This is a genomic window from Natrialba swarupiae, assembly GCF_008245225.1.
Taxonomy (GTDB): Archaea; Halobacteriota; Halobacteria; order Halobacteriales; family Natrialbaceae; genus Natrarchaeobius; species Natrarchaeobius swarupiae.
Genome location: NZ_VTAW01000001.1, coordinates 261,712 through 282,916, shown reverse-complemented (window position 1 = coordinate 282,916; position 21,205 = coordinate 261,712). Strand labels below are relative to the sequence as shown.

Genomic DNA, 21,205 nt, shown 5'->3' with positions numbered 1-21,205 from the left:
ATCGATCGAGAGTCACACTCATGGCCCCATCACGCCGAACCATCCTTCGATCGACGACAGGCATCGGACTCACCACGACCGGACTGAGCGTCTCTGCGCTCGCGTCCGACGACGATCACGCGAGCGAGCCGAACGAATCTCACACGGGGGGCGACCCCGAAGCGAGCTGGCGATGTGACGACGTCCACGCCTCCCTCGAGTTGTTCGACGGGCGAGCGATCGCCGCGGGCCGGGTGACGACGCCGACGCCGTGTCACGAGCCCGTTCTCGCGGACGTCGAAAGCGGCGACGACTCGCTATCGGTGACGATCGACTCCGAACGAGCCGACGGGAGGGGCTGTCCGGACGTCATCTCCTGTGCGGACTACGAGGAGCCATTCGCCCTCCCCGACTCGGGTGGCTACACCGGCCTCTCCGTCGTTCACGCCAGCGTCGGCGACGACGTCCCCGTACTCGAGGCCACGGTTTCGTCCCGCGAAACCGACTGCGATCCGAGATACGAGCGCACCGAGGACGAACGCACTACCGTCGAAATCGACGGAAACGCGGTCCGGTTCGCCGGACGAATCGTCGCACCGACGCCGTGTCACGAGGTCGTCTTTCGCGCGGTCGACTACGACGGCGACGACGTCACCGTCGACATCGGTCTCGCCTCCACGCTCGAGGACGGACAGCTCTGCCCGCAAGCCATCACCTGTTTCGCCTACCGCGGCGTCGTTCGCCTCCACGAGGGCGCGTCGATCGACGATGCGACGATCGCTCACGCGGACGCCGAGTGAGATGGATTGCTGTCCCGAACACCCGCCACACCCGCCCGACGGGTCACAGCTGGGCCGGCACTGACGGACAGGAACCCGTACGAGATGGTCCGGGTCGCTTACTTCGTTCGCGTCTCGGGCTGGGAATCGCCTGCTCAAACCTCCGTATTGGAGTTTCACCGACACCAGCCGCTCGCTTCGCTCGCGGTTTGGTGTCGGCAAAAACGTCCTGACGGAGTTCCACGCGAGTGAACACGAGCGTGGAGCACGTCAGGACCGAACGCAAGAGCGAGTGCTGAACAACGTGAAGCACTCGCGATAAGTGAGCGTCCTGACGGAGATTTGAACTCGCCGAGACGGTCCAGGCATGCGGCGCTTCGCGCCGTTCCGGGCTGCGACTCGTCTGCTCAAATCTCCGTACTGGAGTTTCACCGACACCAGCCGCTCGCTTCGCTCGCGGTTTGGTGTCGGCAGAAACGTCCTGACGGAGATTTGAACTCCGGTCCCTGGCTCCGCAAGCCAAGAGGATAGTCCACTACCCTATCAGGACTCATCTACCCGTAGCCGGGTCAGTATTAAAGCCCTTTCGAACCCGACCCGAACGTCGATGACAGCCGACACGAGAGTTTATATACGAATCCGCGGCCAGCAGGGGTATGGCCGTGGACCCGACCGTTGGCCCCTCGAGTCACCCCTGCTTGCCCCTCTCGTCTCGAGAGCCAGCCGACGAACGCGACACCGGACCCCGAGAGAGAGAGAGAGCTCCTCGAGCGGGACGAATGGACAACGCTTATGCGCGGGCTACGCATGCACGAGCATAAGAATGAGCGACATCGAGGGCGTCTACGAGGATCTCGAGGCCGACGTTTCTCTCGAGGAGTTTCGCGAAGCCGTCGAGGCGAAAGTCGAGCAGATGGGTGGACTCGCGGACGAGGAGACGGCGGCGATGCTCGTCGCTCACGAAGTCGGCGAAAGCGAGGTCGGCGGCATCGCCGACATCGAGCCCGGCATGGAAGAGGCGAAGTTCGTCGCCAAGGTGGTGAGCATCGGCGAGGTTCGCACCTTCGAACGGGACGGCGAGGACGAGGACGGCCGGGTGGCCAACGTCGAGGTCGCAGACGAGACCGGCTCCGTCCGGGCGGCGTTCTGGGACGACCACGCCGAAGCAGCCACCGAAGAACTCGAGGAGGGACAGGTGCTCCGAATCAAGGGCCGACCCAAGGAGGGCTTTTCGGGCGTCGAGGTGAGCGTCGACGACGTCGAACCCGACGACGATACGGAGATCGAGGTGCAGGTCTCCGATACGCACACGGTCGAGAGCCTCTCGCTTGGCCTCTCGAACGTCAACCTCGTCGGACTCGTCCTCGATACCGACAGCGTCCGAACGTTCGACCGCGACGACGGCACCGAAGGAAAGGTCTCGAACCTCGTCGTCGGCGACTCGACTGGCCGCGTACGCGTCACCCTCTGGGACGAGCGGGCCGATCTCGCCGAGGAGATCGACCCTGGGACGACGATCGAGGTGATCGACGGCTACGTTCGCGAACGAGATGGAAGCCTCGAGGTGCACGTCGGGAACCGGGGTGCGATCGAAGACGTCGACGAGGACATCGAGTACGTTCCGGAGAGTACGCCGATCGAGGACGTCGAGATCGGCCAGACGGTCGACCTCGCGGGAGTCGTCCGTTCGGCGGATCCGAAACGTACCTTCGATCGGGACGACGGCTCCGAGGGACAGGTTCGCAACATTCGCGTTCAGGACGCGACCGGCGATATTCGCGTCGCACTCTGGGGCCAAAAGGCAGACATCGATATCGGCCCCGGCGACGAGGTCGCACTCGGCGACGTCGAGATTCAGGACGGCTGGCAGGACGACCTCGAGGCATCGGCCGGCTGGCAGTCGACGATTACGGTGCTCGACACCGATTCCGACACCGGGGCGGACACAGACGATCGAGAGAGTTCCACAAGCGAGGGGCTGTCAGCGTTTGCAGACGATGGGAGCGAGACCGGCTCCGACGACGGTGGGGAAACCGGCGTCTCGGACGACGTCGCGGAAACGCCTTCCGAGCAAGCGCAGACAGACGGAGCGGCGGACGGCGAAGAAGTCGAATTTACCGGCGTCGTCGTCCAGGCCGGGGACCCAGTCGTCCTCGACGACGGCGAGACGACGATGAGCGTCGAGACGGATACCGACGTGGGCCTCGGCGAAGAGATCACGGTACGAGGTGTCGTCTCAGACGGACGCCTCGAGGCCAGTGACGTCTTCTGAGCGGTCGAGGATCCTCATCGAACGCTAGGAAAAGCGTTAAGGGAGTTAGATTCACCTATCAAGGTATGAACGTCGAACTCCCGTTCGCGCCGGTGGATACGATCATCAGGCGGAACGCGGACGACCTCCGGGTGAGCGCCGACGCCTCCAGGGAACTCGCAACGCGGATACAGGAGCACGGAAGCGCGCTCGCAATCGACGCCGCCGAACGGGCGACTGCGGACGGACGGAAGACGCTGATGGCCTCGGACTTCGAGGTCGATACGGTCGTCGACAAGGACGACCTCGAGTTGCCGGTCGCGCCGGTCGACCGCATCGCCAGACTGGAGATCGACGACCGGTACCGGGTCTCGATGGACGCACGGATCGCACTCGCCGACATTCTCGAGGATTATGCCGACAACGTCGCACGGGCGGCGGCGATCCTCGCGCGACACGCCGATCGGCGAACGATCATCGACGACGACATCGAGACGTACTTCTCGCTGTTCGAGTGAGATGCAATTTGGCTACAGCGACGTCTGTCTCGGGCACGATCCTGGTCCACGCCACCCCGAGACGGCCGACCGGCTGCGGGCCATCCGGGAACGACTGAAACGAAAACACGGCGTCGAGTACGTCGATGCCGAACCCTGCGATATCGACGAACTCGCAGCAGTTCACGACCGGGCGTACGTCGAGTCCGTCGAGGAGTTCTGTGCCGACGGCGGCGGCAACTGGGATCCCGACACGACGGCAAGCGAAGGGACGTGGGACGCGATCCGTCACAGTTCGGGGCTGGCCTGCTGGGCGGTCGAGGCGGCACTCGAGGGTGACGACGGCCGGAAGATGCCGTTCTCGCTGGGCCGTCCGCCGGGTCACCACGCCGTCGCCGACGACGCGATGGGGTTTTGCTTTGCGAACAACGCCGCAGTCGCCGCACAGCACGCACTCGATCACGATGTCCACGACGTCGATCGAGTTGCAATTATCGACTGGGACGTCCACCACGGCAACGGCACCCAGGACATCTTCTACGACCGCGACGACGTCTACTTCGTGTCACTCCACGAACAGGGTCTGTACCCCGGTACCGGCGATGTCGACGAGATCGGCGAGGGCGACGGGCGGGGAACGACGATGAACCTCCCGATGCCCGCCGGGACGGGCGATCCCGGCTATCTTGCGGCGATCGAGGGACCGGTCTCCGCGGCGCTCGAGGCGTTCGGTCCCGATCTGGTGATCGTAAGCGCGGGCTTCGACGCGCACCGGCACGATCCGATCTCGCGGATCCGGCTGTCGACGGAGGGGTACGCGTTGATGACCGATCGGTTGCGAACGCTCGCCGAGGAGCTCGACGCCGCACTGTCGTTCGTCCTCGAGGGCGGGTACGGCCTCGACGTTCTCGCAGATAGCGTCGCGATCGTCCACGAGACGTTCGACGGTCGAGAGCCGATCGAACCGGACGGGGATCCGAACGACGCCGTCGAATCGATGCTCGAAGACGTCGCAGACGCACACGAGTGAGAGTAGCCGCTGCAATTTATTCGCCGGCGAACTCGTTGCACTGCCGTTCGAAACCTTGCTCGAGAGCGTCGTTCTCGCCAACCCCGGTGTGCTAGCGCTGCTCGCCGTCCCCGTTGTCGTCTTCTACGCCGTCAACTTCGTTCTCGGGCTGGCGATCGGACGCCTTGGCGCGTTCAGTTACGAGGAAGTCGTCTGTTTCAACTGTACGATTCTGTCGCGCAACTCGCCGACGGCGCTCGCGATCGCAGTCGTTGCCTTCCCGCACGAACCGCTCGTTCCGCTGGCGCTGGTGATCGGTCCGTTGCTCGAATTGCCGTTACTGAGCGTCGTTTCGCAGCTTCTCCTGGGGCTTCGAGAACGGGGCGTGTGGGAACGGACGGCGTCGCCCACGAGCGGGTTCGAGTGATCTCGCCGTTCGAGCCGAAGACGGCAGACGAGTGCCGGCCGACGACACCGGACAGGCTGCCGGCGAAGAGACGTCTGCCGACTGACGTCGGTCGCCTCGGCGTTCGCCCCGGCCGTGGTCACGGCGTCGGTTCGAAGTACGTACGGAGTTCGGCTCCGAACTCGGGGAGCAACGCGTGTACGTCCTCGCCGACGAGGATCTCGTACCCCTCCTCGAGAGCCGTCGCGACGTGTGCCCCGAGGGCGACGTCGAACAGCTGATCGCTCTCGAGAAACGCACGGGCGGTCGTAAACTCCCGACCGCGCTCGGCGACGTACCGATCGCCATCGAGGAACGGACCGTACACGTCGGGGTCGTCGACGTACGCGTCGTAGAACTCTCGTGAGTGATTTTTGACGTGAACTGGCGGCCCCTCGTGACGTTCGACGGCCGGTCGTTGGTCGACCGCGAGTTCAGCGAAGACGACGCAGGTGCTGTTAGCGAACGCCGTCGCACGCAGGACGTCGAAACCCCGGCCGTCGAGTTCCTGGATGATCCCGTCGAGTGACTTGCGAAGTTGGGGATAGAGCTGGTCCTCGACGAGATCGGGTGCGTCGAACCGAACGGCGACCGGCGTCGTGTCGCGTCGCTCGAGGTGACGCCGGAGTTCGGATTCGGCCAGTGGCTCCGGTTCGTCGGTCTCGAAGAACTCGGGGTCGGGATCATCGAGGAACGCACGCGCGTAGTGTTGGAGACGGGCGACGTTCTCGGCCGAACAGACAGCCGCGACGTTGCGCTCGGGATCGGTGGGATCGATGACGACGAGCGGGTCGTCGAAGGTGGTCCGGCCGTGGTCTTCCGGGTCGAGACGGATCGGCGGCTGCCAGTTACGGACGGCCTCGAGAAACGGCCGAAAGCCGCCGTATTCGCAGACGAGGAGTTCGGTGAGGTAGCCACTGAACCCCCGCGTTCGGAGGTCGCTTCCGTAGACGCCGATCCCTTTCAGAAACCCTTTCGTCATCCGGGTGTCGGCTGCGAGTTCGTCGTCGAGCTGTTCTCGAAGATACTGCGTATGAAAGGGGGTTCGGTCGACCGCCGATCGGATCTCGGTCGCGGAGTCGAGTCGGAAACAGGGGACGATGTCGACGTCGAACCCCTCGAGTTCGCCTTTGACGTAAGGGTGTTCGGCGTACTCCTCGTGGCCGTCCGGGAGGGTTTCGTGGCCGACCTCGAGTCCGTACGCCTCGAGCGTTTCCCGGTCGAGTTCGGGCGGGAACCGAACGAAGACATCGATGTCGCGGTCGCCGCTGATCCACGTCCCGCGGGCGGACGAGCCCGCCTGTAAGACGTCGGCGTCGGGACAGCGCTCGGTCGCCGCGGCCGCCGCTCGCTCGAGGAGGCGATCCGCGACGGCCTCGAGACGCTCGCGTTCGCTCTCGTCGGGGTCGACGCGGTCGCGAACCCGACCGACGACGGCCTGGACCGAATCGTCCGGCGGGTCGTCGTGCCCGGCGATTTCTTCGCTCGTGGAATCGTCGCGGTCGGCATCCTCGTCACTCATTGAACGGTCGTACTCGAGCGATGCGTGAAAGCGTATCGAACCGGCGGAAGGCAAAACGAAAGCCCTATCAAATGCACCCGACTACGTGAAATCGAGCCGAAGTAGCTCAGATGGTAGAGCACCTCGCTGTTAACGAGGTTGTCCCAGGTTCGAGTCCTGGCTTCGGCGCTCGAAGATTTCTCCGGGACGTTCGCGGAGGCCGGAACGATCGAAGTCTGGCCTGTAGGTTTCGGCTGTTCGTGGTTATTCGGTGCCGGTTCCGACGATCTCGAATCGGAGTCCGCCGTCGCTTCCCTCGCAGACGTCGATCTCCCAGCCGTGTGCGTCGACGATCTCCTCGACGATCGTGAGCCCGAATCCCGTGCCGTCGTCGCTCGTCGTATAGCCGTGATCGAACAGTTGGTCGCGGTCGCCCGGTGGTACCCCCGGACCGTCGTCTTCGACGTAGAACCCGTCGGCGGTTCGTCCAACAGTCACCGTCACGTCCGCGCCGCCGTGTTCGATCGCGTCTGCAGAACCGTCAGCATCGCTCGTGGAGCCGTGCTCCACGGCGTCCTCGGGCGTTTGCGACCGAGGGCTCGTCGAACCGTGTTCGACGGCGTTCCGAAAGAGGTTCTCGAAGACCTGTTTCAACCGCTCCGGGTCGGCCTCGAGCGTGCCGTCCGAATCGACCCGAAGCGACGCTGACGACGCTCGAACGGAGTCCCAGCAGTCGTCGGCGATCGACGCCAGGGAGACCGTCGTTCGCTCGTCGATCGACCGCCCTTGTCGAGCGAGTTCCAGCAGGTCCTCGATCAGTGCGTCCATGCGCTCGAGCGATCGCTCGACCTGCGGGAGGTGCTCGGAGTCACAGTCGTTTGCGACCAACTCCAGATATCCCACCGCGGCATTGAGCGGATTCCGAAGGTCGTGGGAGACGATGCTGGCGAAGTTATCGAGGCGTTCGTTCTGGCGCTCGATCGCCCGTTCGTACTCTTTCTTTTCGGTGATGAGCCTCGAGACGCCGATCAGTCCGTTTATCTCGCCGTCCTCGTCGTACCACGGCACTTTCGACGTGAGCGTCCACTCTTGATCCGTCGGATTGTACTCTTCTTTGTTGAGGATCGGCTCTCCCGTCCGGATCACCTGCATGTCGTCCGCGTACGTCTCCTCGGCTAACTCCCGGTCGTATATCTCGAGGTCGGTCCGCCCGATCGCGTCGCTAGGGGCGATATCGTAGTCGCTCATCCGAACGTGGCGGGCGTCGGTATCCTTGACGTAGAGAGCCGTCGGAACGCGGTGAAAGAGCTGATCGATAAAGTGACGGGTCTCTCGGAGTTGGTCCTCGAGTTCCGTTCGCTCGGAGGCGTCGCGAGCGACCACCATTCCGGCCCGAGCGTCGGAGTCGTCCGCCAATCCAGTCACCGTACAGTCGAACGGACGCCGTTCCCCGTCGGCCGTGACGAACGTCGACTCGAGGCGAACGGGATCGGTGGGGTCGGAACACTGTTCGATCGTGTCCACGACGGTGGAGGTCTCCGCTCCACCGAGGATCCGATCGACCGGCATCGACTCGAGTTCGGTTTCGGAGTAGCCACTAGCCTCGAGTGCCGACCGATTCCACTCTCGAATGCGGCCGCGTTCGTCGAAGACGAAGACGGGGTCGTCGAAGCAGTCGATCGGTATCCGGGCGGATCTTCTACTCATCGATCGTATTACACACCACCGTTAGTCACGTCTTCGAAAGATATCGAGCAAAGACAATAACTGTACCGCCGTTCTGTCCCCGAACTCGGCTCGAAAACCGGTGTTTATTCCGTTCGGAAGAAAAAGGATTTGTGACAATAACGGCGGCGACCAACTTAAATGTCATACGAATGATTTCCGGGGCGACAACGTCACTGTACAGCGGGCCCCAGTTCGAGGACACAGGGGAGCAAACGACACGTGCCAACCTCGGCAAGCGCAGACTCGAGTGAACGCTGATCGACCGCGATGGATGGACCGATCGACTCGCCCGGACCAGGATTTAGAGAAGGTGTACCGCCTACACGTCTTGCAGACTCCCGACTGAGTCGATCGGGATCAACGAGTAATCGACCGTCCCGACGTCCTCGATCGTCCGCAGGGTTCCGACGAACGTGGAGATCGACTCGAGGTCGCCCTCGAGAACGAACAGGTCGAGACAGTAGTCGTCGACGTGGCTGTGGTCGTTCGATACGATAACCTCCTCGTGTTCGTGGCGAATCTCGGTAACTCGGTGTTCGATCGACTGCGTTCCGAAGTCATAGAGGACGCTCACGATACCGGCCAACTGTCGGTCCTCGAGGCGATCGTCGTCGAACTCCGAGAGTAGGGTTCGAGCACCTTCCCGAACGACTTCGCTCCGACCGGTGTAATCGTGTTCGTCCGCGAGTGCGTCGATTCGATCGATCAGTTCAGCGGGCATCGAGACGCTGACGACTGGCATATATGAATTCGTCCCCATACTATAATAGAATTTGTTATTCAAAATGCGCCGGTTACGAAATAACTAATATTAACAAGCTCGGATATCTATTTCACATCTTGCTGATGAACGACGATCACATCCCTGTCACCGTCCTGAGCGGAAGCTTGGGGGCGGGGAAAACGACCGTACTCAACCGCGTCTTGACCGCAGACCACGGCCTCGATGTCGCCGTCGTCGTCAACGATATGGGGGAGGTAAACGTCGATGCCGAGCACGTCGCCAAGCAATCCGATCTGGCTGGCGATGAAGAGATCATCGAGATGTCGAACGGCTGTATCTGCTGTCGTCTGCGCGGGGACATGTTAGACGAGGTTGGCCGACTCGCCGACCGCCGCGAGTTCGATTACCTGCTCGTCGAATCGTCGGGTATCTCGGAACCGGTTCCCGTCGCACAGACGTTCGCGATGGGCTTCGAGGATGCGAGCTTCGATCCGACCGGTACCTACGAACTCGACACGATGGTAACCGTCGTCAACGCTCACAGTTTCTGGGAGTCGTTCGACTCGGGGTCCGCGCTGACGAACCAGCAACTCGAGGACGACTCGGGGCGCGTCCCCGAGGAGGTGTTGCTCGACCAGATCGAGTTCTGTGACGTCCTCTTGTGTAACAAGTGCGATCTCGTGCCGGACGACGCACTCGAGGAGATCGAGGTTGTTCTCGAGCGCCTCCAGCCGCGTGCGAAGATCATCCGCACCGAGTTCGGCGACGTCGATCCGGACGAGATCCTCGGCACCGGACGGTTCGACTTCCAGCAGGCGCAGGATTCGGCGGGCTGGAAACACGAACTCAAGCACGACCACCACCACGATCCACAGGAGGAACACGGCGTCACCTCCTTCGTCTACCAGCGCGATCGGCCGTTCCATCCCAAGCGGATCGCCACGTTGCTCTCGGACCTGCCGGACGAACTCATCCGTGCGAAGGGGTTTTTCTGGAGCGCCGGTCGCGAGGACGTCGCGATGGGCGTCGACAAGGCCGGGACCTCCGTCCGCGCGGGACCCTCCGGGAAGTGGCTCGCGACTCTCCCCGAGCAGGAACGCAAGAAGTACTTCGCCGCGCGTCCGGGGCTGAAAGACGACTGGAGCGACGAGTGGGGTGACCGAATGACGCGACTCGTCTTCATCGGTCGCGAGTTCGAGGAAGACGCCCTGATCGAGCGACTCGACGACTGCGTCCTCACCGACGACGAGATGGACGAAAACTGGGACGCCTACATCGATCCGTTCGAACCGCAAGAGCGACGTGAACTCGCGCTCACGAACCAGTAGATGGCGATTCCGGTCACCATCCTCTGTGGCGAACTGGGCGCGGGGAAAACGACGTTGCTCTCCGGTCTGCTCGAGTCCAGCGACCGCGAAATCGGGCTCGTCGTCAACGACGTCGGCGCGGTGAACGTCGACGCCGACCTCGTCGAAGCTCGAACCGATCTCTCGACCGGCGAAGAGGTTCTCGCCCTCGAGAACGGCTGCATCTGTTGTAGCCTGAGCGGCGACCTCTCCCGGTCGGTGATCCGACTCCAGCGCGAACGGGAGTTCGACCACCTCGTCGTCGAAGCCTCCGGCGTCGGCGAGCCGGAACCGATCGCCCGTCAGTTCGTCCGCGGTCCGGCGGCGGGCGTCTACGACCTCGAGTCGGTCGTCACGGTCGTCGACGCCCGTCGATTCCACGATCGGTTCGTGACCTCGGAAACCGACGAGGTGCCCGCAATCGAGGGGCCGGACGAGACCGGAACGCGACCGCTCGCGGACCTCGTCCTCGAGCAGGTGGAGTTTTGCGATCTGCTCGTCGTCAACAAGTGTGATCTGGTGACCGAGACCGAACGCGACCGCGTGGTCGCGGTACTCGAGACCCTCCAGCCGAACGCGGCCGTGAGGACGACCGAGTACGGCCGCGTCGACCCCGACGACCTCCTTGGAATCGAGTGCTTCGACCTCGAGGAAACTGGCGAATCGGCGGGCTGGAAACGGGCACTCGAGGACGAATCCGTCGCTCACACCCACGACGAAGGGAACGACCACGACCACGGCGAGGGCCACGATCACGGCCACAGCGAGGGCCACGATCATGACCGCGGCGAGGGACACGATCACGGCCACGACCACCACGACCACGATCACGCTCACCCGCACGAGGAGTACGGCATCGAAGTCGACACCTACCGGCGTCGACGGCCGTTTCACCCCGAGCGGTTCGCCGCCCTCCTCGCCGACCTCCCGGACGGACTCGTCCGCGCGAAGGGTCTGTGCTGGATCGCCGGCCGGGAACGCCAGGCGATCACGATGAGTTTCGCTGGTTCGGAGACGAGCCTCGAGGTTACGGGCCGCTGGATCGCCAGCCTCTCGGCGGAGCGCCAGGAGCGCCACCGGTCGGGACAGCCGGACCTCGAGTGGGACGAGCAGTGGGGCGACCGCGAGACACGGCTGGCGCTCATCGGCCGCGATCTCGAGATAGGAGCACTGACCGACCGCCTCGACGACTGCCTGCTCACCGACGACGAGATGGACGCCGACTGGACCGCGTTCGAAAACGACGCGCCGACGGCGATGAGCGAGACAGCCACCGTGTCCGCGGACGCGCGGGAGCAAACGGCCGAGAACCGCTAGCAGTTATCGCCCTCGAGCGTAGAGTTGAACACGACATGACGACCGAGAGAGACGATCGGCGGAGCACCGACGAGCACGGCCACGACGTCATCGACCCGCTCTACGTCGGGATCGTGACCGTCTCGAGTTCACGCGCGGGGTCGGACGAGGCGGACCCCGACGATCCAGGCGGCGACACCATCCAGGAGTGTTTCGAGGCCGAAGGCCACGAGATTCGAGAGCGACTGCTCGTACGCGACGATTACTCGGCGATCCGGACGGCGGTCCGCGGGCTGGTCGCGCGTCGCGATATCGACGTCGTCCTGACGACCGGCGGTACCGGCGTCACCGCAGACGATGTCTCGCCCGAGGCGACGTCGTCGCTGTTCGAACGCGAACTGCCGGGATTCGGTGAACTGTTCCGCTCGCTGTCGTGGGACGAAGTGGGAACTCGAGCGATGGCCTCGCGCGCGACAGCGGGTATCGCCGTCGACACGCCAGTGTTCTGTCTGCCCGGGAGTACGAACGCCTGTCGAACGGCCTGCGAACAGCTTATCGTCCCCGAAGCGCCCCACCTCGCCGGTCTGGCGACGAGCCACCGTGCGGACGTGACCGAGGGGTCGCTGTCGGACTACGGCGACGGGGAGTGAGCGAGCGGGGAAAGGATCGACGAACGAACCGACACCGTTGAGTCCGTGCGCTCACGAGAACAGACGATGCCCGACTGCGACTACTGTGCGGCGTCGTTCGACGACGAGGATGCGTATCTCGAGCACCTCGCCATCGAGCACGCCGGCGAACTCGGGCGGATCGATCGGCGTCGGGTCGTCGACCGCGGCGCACACGAAACCGTAAACGACGGCGACTCGTTCGTGCGGTACGGCCTCGCGATCTCGATCGTGTTCATCGTCGTCGGCGCGGTCGGCTACGCGGTCACGTCCGGGTTAGTCTAACCGTCGACCGACCCGAAGGCGTCTTCTCGAGGCGATCAGTTCACTTTCGCTCCGGTGGCGGCAGTTTAAATACTATTGGGCGCGAACGTCGGTATGCCTCCCGTTGAAACCAAAGAGGAGGCGTGACACAATGAGCGACGTACGACAGCACGCGGACGACATACACGACCAGTTTTCGGACCACATCGACGTCAGCGTCGACGACGTCGAGGACCGCCTGAGCACGCTCGTCGACGAGTACAAGGTACCGATGGACGAGGCACGGCGAAGCGTCACCAACCACTACTTAGAGGAGGCGGGTCTCGAACGCGAGGACATCTCCAGTGGCTCGAGCGAGCACGTCAACGTCGAGGACGTCGACGAGCCCGAACAGTGGATCGACCTCACTGCCAAAGTCATCGAACTCTGGGACCCCCGGAGCGATTCGGTCGCCCAGGTCGGCTTGCTCGGCGATCCGACGGGAACTATCAAGTTCACCAAGTGGGCGAAATCCGACCTGCCGAGCCTAGAGGAAGGCGGGGTCTACGAACTCCGGAACGTGGTCACCGACGAGTACCAGGGCCGGTACTCGGTCAAACTGAACAGCACCACCGTTATCGAGGAACTCGAGGAGGAGATCGAGGTCGGCGACGACACGAGCGAGGTCGAGGGCGCACTCGTCGACATGCAAAGCGGCAGCGGACTCATCAAGCGCTGTCCCGTTGAGGGCTGTACCCGCGTCCTCCAGAACGGCCGGTGTAGCGAACACGGCGAGGTCGAAGGCGAGTTCGACCTCCGGATCAAGGCGGTCGTCGACGACGGTATCGACGCCCACGAGGTCATCTTCGATAAGGAAGCCACCGAGGAACTGACTGGACTCAGCCTCGAGGAGGCCAAGGAGATGGCGATGGACGCACTCGATACGACGATCGTCGCCGACGAGATCGCAGACGACATCGTCGGCACCTACTACCGCATCGAGGGGCCGACGTTCGGCCGATACGTTCTTGCCGACGATGTCTCCGAACTCGATGGGCCGGCGGATGCAGAACAACTGCTGATCAAAGCGAGGTCGATGTAACATGAGCGGCGCAGAACTCACGCGCGAAGTCGCCCGGCGCGTCTTCGCCTCCGAATTCAACGACTCGACGTACGCCTTCAAAGAAAGCGACGACGAGCGCGCACCCAACTACGCGCTCCTCCCGACCGGCGACCGCGCGAACCGCGTGTTCGTCGTCGGCACCTTAACCGAGACCGAAGACGTCGGCGAGGAAAGCGAGTACTGGCGTGGCCGCGTCGTCGATCCGACGGGGACGTTCTTCGTCTACGCCGGTCAGTATCAGCCCGAAGCGGCGGCCGCGCTCCGCGATACGGAGCCCCCAGCGTACGCCGCGGTCGTGGGTAAACCCCGGACGTACGAGACCGACGACGGAACGGTCAACGTCTCGCTTCGACCCGAATCCATCGCGATCGTCGACGAGGCGACCCGCGACCGCTGGGTCGTCGAGACCGCCGAACGCACGTTAGAGCGCGTCGAAGCGTTCGAGGAGTGGGAAGCCGAACAGGAGCCTCCCGAGAGCGGATCGACCGCACCCACGAACGAGTACGCCAAGATGGCTCGCGAGCGCTACGACTCCCCGGTCGTCAACTACCGCAACGACGTGATCCAGGCACTCGAGTCCATCGAGGGCACACAGAATCCAGAACCGACCACGTAGTGGCGGTCTACGCCCGAACGACAGGGTTGAATCGGCCCCACCATCGAATTCGACCCGCATCGACGCTGGAACGGTACTGGACCGCCGAACGGACCCCAACTCGAGACCACCACGACACACCACCGATTCCGTTCGGCGGGTAGGCGGCAGTCGGTCGATCGGCACGGATCGGCCGGCAGATATCTTTTCAGACCGATACCGACGGTGTTCGTATGACCGAACGGTCGACCGACCGCGATCACCACCGAGACGCCGACGACCGACCACAGCTCGTCGGCATCAACCACGTCGCACTCGAGGTTGCCGACCTCGAGGCAGCACTCGAGTTCTACGAGTCGATCTTCGCGTTCGAGGAACGCGGCCGCTCCGAGACGAAAGCGTTCGTCGATATGGGCGATCAGTTCATCGCGCTCGCGGAGACCGAGGGTGACGGGATCGACGACGCCCGTCACTTCGGTCTCGTCGTCGACGACGCAGACCGCGTCGAACGCCGACTCGAGCAGTTGGGAATCGATCGACTCGACGCACCGGGTCTCGAGTTTCGCGATCCCTGGGGCAACCGAGTCCAGATCGTCGACTACGCGGAGATCCAGTTCACCAAAGCCGACCACGTTCTCCCCGGAATGGGTCTCGAGGAGTGTGAGAAGACCGCTGCAGCGATCGATGAACTCGAGGAGAAGGGAATGGGGCCGGACTGACGCCGATCGGCGGCTGGTGCGGTGAGAATCGGTTACGGGTCCGGGAGCATCGCGCGAATCGCCTCGAACTCGTCGTCGGTTACCTCGTGGCCGAGGTCGGGATAGATCCGTTCGTCGACGTCGCCGCCCGCTCGCTCGAACGCCTCGACAGTTTCGCCAGCGCGTCCACGGTCGATCCGTGGGTCGTTTTCGCCCCATCCGACGAGGACCGGCGTTCCCTCGAGGGCCGCGGTTCGGTCGTCCGAGCCGTCGCCATCGATCGCGTCGGCGGGATCGGTTACGTCGGGAGCTCTGACGGCGTCACCAGGGAGCACCCCAGAGAGGAGGAAGACGCCGCCGTACCGACTCGGGTTTCGGCGGACGTACTCCGCGACCACGCTCGCGCCCTGTGAGAACCCCCCGAGAAGTGTCCGCTCCGGCGGGACGCCGATCGATCGGGTCGCCTTGAGCGCGGCGTCGACGCACTCGACGCTCGAAGTGAGCCACGGTTCGTTCTCGGTTCGCAGAGCGGTCGTCGGACGGGGGTACCACCGACTCCGCTCGGCCTGCGGGGCGAGGAAGGCAACGCCGTGGCGGGAGATCGGATCGAACAGATTGACGACACCCTGGGCGGTCGCGCCACGGCCGTGACAGAGGACGACGGCCGCGTCTGCCGCCATCGCGGGCGCACCCGCAGTGAGCAGTTCCTGTCCCTCGTGGGGCCCCGACACGGCGGTCAGTCGGCGACTCGAGTCCGTCACGCTCCGCCCTCGTCTTCGGTATCACCGCCTCCCGCGTCGCTCGGTTTGCGACTGTCTTCGTCGATCGGTATCGACAGCGAGGGAAGCTGGCTCTCGATCAACTCGCGATCGCTTTCGAACCAGTCCGGGAGGTAAAGCGGCAGGTCCGTCGGCTCCCTCGAGTCCGTCGAATCGGTGGTATCCGTCGCCAGCGTGCGCTCGACGGCGACGCCGTCGGTCTCGGTCGCGAGTTCGAAGAGGATGCCACCGGGTTCGCGGACGTACAGCGAGTGAAAGAAGTGACGGTCTTTGACTCGCGAAACGTCGTATCCGCGGTCGTCGAACAGCTCGCGCCACTCGGACAGCGCCGCCTCGCTCTCGGCTCGGACGGCGACGTGGTGGATCGTTCCCGGCCCCTCCCGGCCGAACGACGCCGCTCGCTCGGCCACCGAGCCGCCCTCGAATACGTCCGAGCCCGTTCCGGAGTCGGCCGTGGTTTCTTCCGCCCCAACCCCCACGTCGACGACCGTCGCCCGATCGCCTGTCGTGCGGTACCGGACCCGTTCGTCACCTTCCTCGTCGTACGCGAAGCCGAGAGTCTCGAGCGTACTCGCCGTAGCGTAGGGGTTCAACGAACGCGTCGAGACGCCGTACAGATCACAGATTGCAGCGTCTGGCGGAACGTCACTTTCCGGCCACGGCTCGGCGTCACAGTCGTCAGCGTCGGAGTCGGCGACGAGTTCGAGTCTCGTCCCGACGGGATCTTCGAGTCGAAGGAATCGTTCGTCGAATCGCTCGAGCGGGCCGTCGACGTCGACGTCGTGGGCCTCGAGGCGCTCGCACCAGTACGGGAGCGAGCCGTCGGGGACGCGGAAGGCGACGGCATCGACCTGGGGTTTGCCGACGCGTCCTGGATCGGCGTGGGGGTCGGGAAAGCAGGTAAAGACCGTCCCCGGCGAGCCCGTCTCGTCGCCGAAGTAGAGGTGATGCTGGAGAACGTCCTCGACGTTCACGGTCCGGATTACGGGGTAAAGCCCCAGTACGCCGGCGTAGACGTTGACGGCCTCCTGGGCGTCACCGACGATTCCCGTCACGTGGTGGAGCCCAGGTGTGTCCGCGAGCATGGGGTCACGTTAGGGCTCGAGCGGGTTAGCCTGTCCGACTCCCTCTCTCTGTTCGCACTATTTTGATCGGAAGGAAAGACCGTCGTCTGACGAATCGTTAAGTGATCGGAGTACGCACTAGCGGGCGAATGGGCAACAAGAACAAGACGATCTCGTTTCGCGTCAACGAGGACGCCTTCGAGGCGCTCCAGGATATCGCCGAAGAACGGGATATCTCGCTTTCGGCCGTCTTCCGGGATTACGTCGACCAGCTCGTCGACCACGACGGCCAGGTCGAGGTCGTTCCCAGGCGGGAACTCGAGTCGCGTTCGGCACCGGCTGAGGGTGAGGACGGCGACCTATCGTTCCCGCCGACGATCGAGGTTCCCAAGAGTTTCATCCGCGAGCACGAACGGCTCGAACTCGAGGCCGACCACCTCCGGGAGCAACTCGACGAGTACAAGGCGTACGTCAACGACCTCCAGGACCGACTCGAGGGCGAGGACGAGGTGCTCTTACTCGACGACCTGGATGGCGAGGGCGAATCCTACCAGCTCCGGTGATCGCCTCCGGTCGACGCAGTTCGCTTCGAGCGCCGATTGCGGGCCTCGATTGCGTCTTATCTGGCGAGGTTCTGTTTCTCGCGTCTGATCTCGTCGGCTTTCCCGTCGGCGCCGTCGACGCGAGCGAGTCCTTCGGCGGCCTCGAGCGTCCGGACGGCGTCGTCGAGAAACGAGAGAACGTCGCCGGGGTAGGCATAGAGCATGTAATCGTCGCTCATCACGTCGACGATGGCGTCCGGACCGAGTCCCTGCGCGCGCAACTCGAGGAGGTATCGCTGGAACTTCCGCTCGGGACAGCCACAGTAGGGGTTGTTGTCGCAGTCACAGTCGAGGAAGTCCTGTGCGAAATCGAGGACGCGATCGCGGGTGGCGTCGTCGAGTTTCTCGAGGCCCTCTCCCTGGAAGAGCACGTCGAGCGTCGCCCCCTTGAACGCGCCTTTCGGGATGTTCGTCTCGAGCTGGGAGCTGAGCTGTCGGTGGTTCTTGACGTAGATCTTGTCGGTGATGGCCACGCGTTGGCGAGGCTACGGTCGGCGCGGAAAAAAGGGTCTCGGTCGCGACTGTGGCGAGAACTGAACTCTCGAGGTTCGCGAGAACGGGAAAATCCGCGTCACGAACTCGCATACGGACCGTACTCGAGTCGTAACGTATTTCAGGTGGACCAGTCCTAAATAAGCCTGCAAGCGTGTCCGGGTTGGGGTAGTGGTTATCCTTCAGCCTTGTGGAGGCTGAGACGCGGGTTCGATTCTCGCACCCGGACCTCCATCACGGTTTCTACGGGCGATTTTCAGGTCTCTCAGTTTTGGGTCCGATCGCCATTCACAGGCTTCACGGTTAGAACAATAGGTAGTCGCCCCGCCGTACCCGGGTGTTTAAAAATGCCTGTACTAATACATTTTATAAACCTAGGTAATAAATTATTCAACATTCGTCCGGTGATACCAATGGCCACATACAGAGACATCCGTATCCTTTCCGAACCGACTCGGAAAACCCTGGAAGCAAACGAAAAACACGTCTTCGATTACAAGCACCACCAGAAGCGGTTGATCGACTGGTTGCTCGACGAAGGAAAAGATCCCCAGCAGGAGGAGGGATACAGCAAAAAAAACCGTGGAGGTCGCCATCTACCGAATCGACGGCTTCTACCGGTACGTCTGGTCCGAACTCGAGAACGGGTACACGTTACTGGTGGATGCAGAACACGCGGATCGATACCTCCAACACGTTGCGTTGCAGGATCACGAGAATTCGTACAAGAAGGGAATCGAGAAAGCGCTAAAATTGCTCTTCAAGTGGAAACACCACATCAAAGGCGCACCCGAATGGGAACCGGAGTTCAGTTTCACGGTCTCCGAGGAGGATTCGTCGCTCGAGGATTGCCTGACGAGAACGGAGATGGCAATGCTCCGCGAAGCCGCCCTCGAATACGGATCGATTCCGAGTTACACGAGCCTCTCACCCGACGAACGGGATCGATGGAAGGAATACCTCGCGCAGCGGTTCGGGGTTCCGAAATCGGAGATCGGAACGGACGATTGGAAGCGAGCGGACAGCTGGAAATACCCGAGTCTCATCTGGACGACGCTCGATACGGGGCTTCGCCCCGACGAGGTCGAGCGGGCGAAGACGTTCTGGCTCGATCTCGAGAACGGTATTCTACAGATTCCGAACGAGGAGGTATCGTCAGAGGACGATCAGTGGATCGTCGCGTTACGTCCGCAAACGACGCGGGCGCTCGAGAACTGGCTCGAAGAGCGAGCACAGTACTCCAAGTACGACGACACCGACCTGTTGTGGTTGACGCGGAAGAAAAACCCATATCAGTCGAACTCGCTCAACTATCTGCTGCGCAAACTCTGCGATATTGGGGAAATCGACGACGATGGTCGCCAAATTACGTGGCTCACGCTTCGAGATACTGTCGGGAAGCACATGGCCGAGGACGGTGATCTCGAGCATGTTCGAGAACAGTTACGCCATACATCGTCGCATACAGTGCGACGATACGGATCAGCAGTCGAGAAACGAAAGCGAATCCTCGAGCGCCCCTGATCTGTCGACTGAACTGACAGTCGTTGCTACGGATACATTTATTGGGGATCGTGATAACCGTCGATTCAATTACTCGAGGGCGTATGAGAGGGGATTTCGATGGGTGACCGTAAGTGGCGAATCGACCGGCGAACGGTTCTGGTAGCGCTGTCTGTACCGTCGGGTGCTAGTATCGCTGGCTGTACCGACGTACTCGAGGAGGGGGCGACCGACGCAGACGGTGAGCCCGTCAGCGACACCGACCCGAGTCGTGAATCCGACAGCGACGATCCACAGGGCGGGCTGGTCGATCCCGAGGTCGAACTCGAGGTCGAACACGGCTACATTCCACTGGTCACCGACGAGAACGCCGACGAGCGGTCGGAACTCACGGTGTCGCTGACGTCCGATGCGGAACTCGAGGATCTCACCGTCGACGCCAGTCTCGAGGGCGTGTTCGGATCGGCGACCCTCGACGATCTCGAGGAAACGGTGAGTATCGACGGGAAGACGGCGGAGCTATCTGGGGCGATTCCGACCCAGCAGTTCCAGCCCGGCGAAAACACGGTCGAAATCGAACTTCGAGACGACCAAGGGGATACGGAAACAGTTACAGAAACGGTCGAAAACCCGTGGAAAGGATTTAAAGTAGACTTCCGCGACCAGGCAGAGACAGCCGGAGGAGACTCAGACTACACCACAGAAAGAGAATGGGATACCATAGTAAACACACTAACCGAAGAAGACTGGGACGAAAAATACTGGAACGACATAGACGGACCTCCTGTAACCGGGGAAGATGTATTAACCACACATACCTCCGGAATCAGAGGTTACGACGATATCAAAAGTTTTGTAGAAGAAGAAATACCGGAAAACGGTACAAGACAAGAAAAACTGTACGGCATGGTAAAAGGAATATTCCCAACCATAAGAATGGGAAAAGGAGTAATAGACTCAAACATCCGTGGCAGCGGGACAAGTAGCGTAGTTGGTTACAACGCTCTCCGATACTTTGGAAAAGAGCTTCTGGACTGGGACCGGGACGACATGGTTGTCTGGGAAACATACGAACCGACAACCACACATGAAGTCATCAATATCGCGCTTAAAGATGAATCCGGCGACTGGAACCTCCACTACTGTGAACCGATGTGGGGTAGAAACCGTGACAGCATACAACAGCCAGGAACAGACTTCATCCGGCCGGCAATGGAAAGCGAATACCGAGACGGTACAGCACTAGGACCGTACGACTACCAGGAAATGAAAAACACTATAGAAAAACAGAAAGACAGAAACTACGAAGTACTGGATAAAACCGATATACACTCCGCAATATTCGGAAACTCTTTAAGATTTATTGACTCGGCCGGAAACGATTCTCCTACAGAGATGGTAGACGGTATTAGAGAGACAAAGATACTTGGATTCTTAACATCACACGAATATGCAGAACAGTTGGATACAGAGTTTGTACCGAACTTTAACAAAAACAAGCTAAATAAGTTCGAGGAAGATACAAGAAAGAAGTGGACAGTAATAACTAGCCAAAAACACGAACCCCTACATGCAAAGAGCCATGTAGAGTCCGAAGTACCGGACGGATACTTGGTAGCAGAAGGAGAGCTTGGCGATACCGAGACATACGTCTTTGTCGAAGAGGAGAAAGTTGAAGATATCAGAAACTTTAACTATACTAACTCGGTAGCCGAGGTCTGGGACTAGCCTTCTTCAACCACATTTCTGTGCATATTCGTCGTTAAAACCACTTTGTCCTGTAACAGGGTGTTCTACTGAATTTCCGACATCGCTAAATACATCAAATACTCCAATGCTTTCACCTACATCTACACCAAGGGTAAAAATCCCGTCATTTTCTA

20 protein-coding genes, 3 tRNA genes and 1 pseudogene are annotated in these 21,205 nt (G+C 61.9%); 17 read left to right on the top strand and 7 right to left on the bottom strand.

What is annotated here, in order from left to right; genetic code table 11:
• The first annotated feature begins 20 nt into the window (after positions 1–20).
• The gene (locus tag FYC77_RS01395; RefSeq protein WP_149079705.1) at positions 21–779 is read left to right on the top strand and encodes a hypothetical protein; all 759 of its coding nucleotides are present in this window, start codon (positions 21–23) and stop codon (positions 777–779) included.
• A gap of 456 nt (positions 780–1,235) precedes the next feature.
• Here FYC77_RS01395 and FYC77_RS01390 read toward each other — a convergent pair.
• Positions 1,236–1,308 (bottom strand) — tRNA-Arg (locus tag FYC77_RS01390).
• Positions 1,309–1,581: 273 nt separating this feature from the next.
• Between FYC77_RS01390 and FYC77_RS01385 the strand changes: the two genes are divergently transcribed.
• The 4 genes and pseudogenes from FYC77_RS01385 to FYC77_RS01370 form a co-directional block, all read left to right on the top strand.
• On the top strand, positions 1,582–3,030 hold the full coding sequence (locus FYC77_RS01385) for a single-stranded DNA binding protein (protein ID WP_149079704.1): 1,449 nt from the start codon (positions 1,582–1,584) through the stop codon (positions 3,028–3,030).
• Between the two features lie 65 nt (positions 3,031–3,095).
• Entirely contained in the window at positions 3,096–3,527 is a 432-nt protein-coding gene (locus tag FYC77_RS01380; RefSeq protein WP_149079703.1) for a histone family protein, read from the top strand.
• 1 nt (position 3,528) lies between these two features.
• Positions 3,529–4,536 carry a histone deacetylase family protein gene (locus FYC77_RS01375; protein ID WP_149079702.1) on the top strand — a complete coding sequence of 336 codons (1,008 nt, stop codon included), beginning with the start codon at positions 3,529–3,531 and terminating at the stop codon, positions 4,534–4,536.
• 67 nt (positions 4,537–4,603) lie between these two features.
• Positions 4,604–4,942 (top strand): annotated as a pseudogene (locus FYC77_RS01370) (arsenic resistance protein); the annotation flags it as partial.
• A gap of 118 nt (positions 4,943–5,060) precedes the next feature.
• On the opposite strand, the gene cca reads toward FYC77_RS01370, so the two are convergent.
• Complete coding sequence (cca, locus tag FYC77_RS01365; protein WP_149079701.1) at positions 5,061–6,482, bottom strand: CCA tRNA nucleotidyltransferase; 1,422 nt, start codon at positions 6,480–6,482, stop codon at positions 5,061–5,063.
• A 95-nt stretch (positions 6,483–6,577) separates the two neighbouring features.
• Here cca and FYC77_RS01360 point away from each other — a divergent pair.
• Positions 6,578–6,650, top strand: a tRNA-Asn gene (locus FYC77_RS01360).
• A 75-nt stretch (positions 6,651–6,725) separates the two neighbouring features.
• Here the strand turns inward: FYC77_RS01360 and FYC77_RS01355 are convergent.
• Together FYC77_RS01355 and FYC77_RS01350 are read right to left on the bottom strand one after the other, a co-directional pair.
• Positions 6,726–8,168: a PAS domain-containing sensor histidine kinase gene (locus FYC77_RS01355; RefSeq protein WP_149079700.1), complete on the bottom strand. Its 1,443-nt coding sequence runs from the start codon at positions 8,166–8,168 to the stop codon at positions 6,726–6,728.
• Positions 8,169–8,508: 340 nt separating this feature from the next.
• A complete protein-coding gene (locus tag FYC77_RS01350; protein ID WP_149079699.1) occupies positions 8,509–8,931 on the bottom strand; it encodes a CopG family ribbon-helix-helix protein in 423 nt (140 codons plus the stop codon).
• A gap of 104 nt (positions 8,932–9,035) precedes the next feature.
• Here FYC77_RS01350 and FYC77_RS01345 point away from each other — a divergent pair, with 104 nt between their 5' ends.
• The 7 genes from FYC77_RS01345 to FYC77_RS01315 all read left to right on the top strand — a co-directional run bounded on the left by FYC77_RS01345 (position 9,036) and on the right by FYC77_RS01315 (position 14,903).
• A complete protein-coding gene (locus FYC77_RS01345) occupies positions 9,036–10,241 on the top strand; it encodes a GTP-binding protein (protein WP_149079698.1) in 1,206 nt (401 codons plus the stop codon).
• Positions 10,242–11,576 (top strand): CobW family GTP-binding protein, encoded by a 1,335-nt coding sequence (locus tag FYC77_RS01340; protein ID WP_149079697.1) that lies wholly within the window; start codon positions 10,242–10,244, stop codon positions 11,574–11,576.
• Positions 11,577–11,611: 35 nt separating this feature from the next.
• Positions 11,612–12,205 carry a MogA/MoaB family molybdenum cofactor biosynthesis protein gene (locus FYC77_RS01335; RefSeq protein WP_149079696.1) on the top strand — a complete coding sequence of 198 codons (594 nt, stop codon included), beginning with the start codon at positions 11,612–11,614 and terminating at the stop codon, positions 12,203–12,205.
• 66 nt (positions 12,206–12,271) lie between these two features.
• Positions 12,272–12,508: a hypothetical protein gene (locus FYC77_RS01330; RefSeq protein WP_149079695.1), complete on the top strand. Its 237-nt coding sequence runs from the start codon at positions 12,272–12,274 to the stop codon at positions 12,506–12,508.
• Between the two features lie 130 nt (positions 12,509–12,638).
• On the top strand, positions 12,639–13,568 hold the full coding sequence (locus FYC77_RS01325) for a replication factor A (RefSeq protein WP_149079694.1): 930 nt from the start codon (positions 12,639–12,641) through the stop codon (positions 13,566–13,568).
• A 1-nt stretch (position 13,569) separates the two neighbouring features.
• Positions 13,570–14,205 carry an RPA family protein gene (locus FYC77_RS01320; RefSeq protein ID WP_149079693.1) on the top strand — a complete coding sequence of 212 codons (636 nt, stop codon included), beginning with the start codon at positions 13,570–13,572 and terminating at the stop codon, positions 14,203–14,205.
• A gap of 212 nt (positions 14,206–14,417) precedes the next feature.
• On the top strand, positions 14,418–14,903 hold the full coding sequence (locus tag FYC77_RS01315) for a VOC family protein (RefSeq protein ID WP_149079692.1): 486 nt from the start codon (positions 14,418–14,420) through the stop codon (positions 14,901–14,903).
• A 32-nt stretch (positions 14,904–14,935) separates the two neighbouring features.
• On the opposite strand, the gene FYC77_RS01310 is transcribed toward FYC77_RS01315, so the two are convergent.
• Both FYC77_RS01310 and FYC77_RS01305 read right to left on the bottom strand, forming a co-directional pair.
• Positions 14,936–15,643, bottom strand: coding sequence for an alpha/beta hydrolase (locus FYC77_RS01310; RefSeq protein ID WP_149079691.1), 708 nt, complete (start codon positions 15,641–15,643; stop codon positions 14,936–14,938).
• A complete protein-coding gene (locus tag FYC77_RS01305) occupies positions 15,640–16,746 on the bottom strand; it encodes a VOC family protein (protein WP_149079690.1) in 1,107 nt (368 codons plus the stop codon). Before FYC77_RS01305 ends, FYC77_RS01310 begins: the two co-directional genes overlap by 4 nt.
• Before the next feature lie 128 nt (positions 16,747–16,874).
• Here FYC77_RS01305 and FYC77_RS01300 point away from each other — a divergent pair, with 128 nt between their 5' ends.
• Positions 16,875–17,288 carry a ribbon-helix-helix protein, CopG family gene (locus tag FYC77_RS01300; RefSeq protein WP_149079689.1) on the top strand — a complete coding sequence of 138 codons (414 nt, stop codon included), beginning with the start codon at positions 16,875–16,877 and terminating at the stop codon, positions 17,286–17,288.
• A 56-nt stretch (positions 17,289–17,344) separates the two neighbouring features.
• On the opposite strand, the gene FYC77_RS01295 is transcribed toward FYC77_RS01300, so the two are convergent.
• Positions 17,345–17,800, bottom strand: coding sequence for a DUF5814 domain-containing protein (locus tag FYC77_RS01295; RefSeq protein WP_149079688.1), 456 nt, complete (start codon positions 17,798–17,800; stop codon positions 17,345–17,347).
• Between the two features lie 176 nt (positions 17,801–17,976).
• Between FYC77_RS01295 and FYC77_RS01290 the strand changes: the two genes are divergently transcribed.
• The 3 genes from FYC77_RS01290 (at position 17,977) to FYC77_RS01280 (ending at position 21,050) form a co-directional block, all read left to right on the top strand.
• Positions 17,977–18,048, top strand: a tRNA-His gene (locus tag FYC77_RS01290).
• Positions 18,049–18,401: 353 nt separating this feature from the next.
• On the top strand, positions 18,402–19,343 hold the full coding sequence (locus FYC77_RS01285; protein WP_149079687.1) for a site-specific integrase: 942 nt from the start codon (positions 18,402–18,404) through the stop codon (positions 19,341–19,343).
• A 99-nt stretch (positions 19,344–19,442) separates the two neighbouring features.
• Positions 19,443–21,050: a hypothetical protein gene (locus FYC77_RS01280; RefSeq protein WP_149079686.1), complete on the top strand. Its 1,608-nt coding sequence runs from the start codon at positions 19,443–19,445 to the stop codon at positions 21,048–21,050.
• Positions 21,051–21,205: the final 155 nt, after the last annotated feature.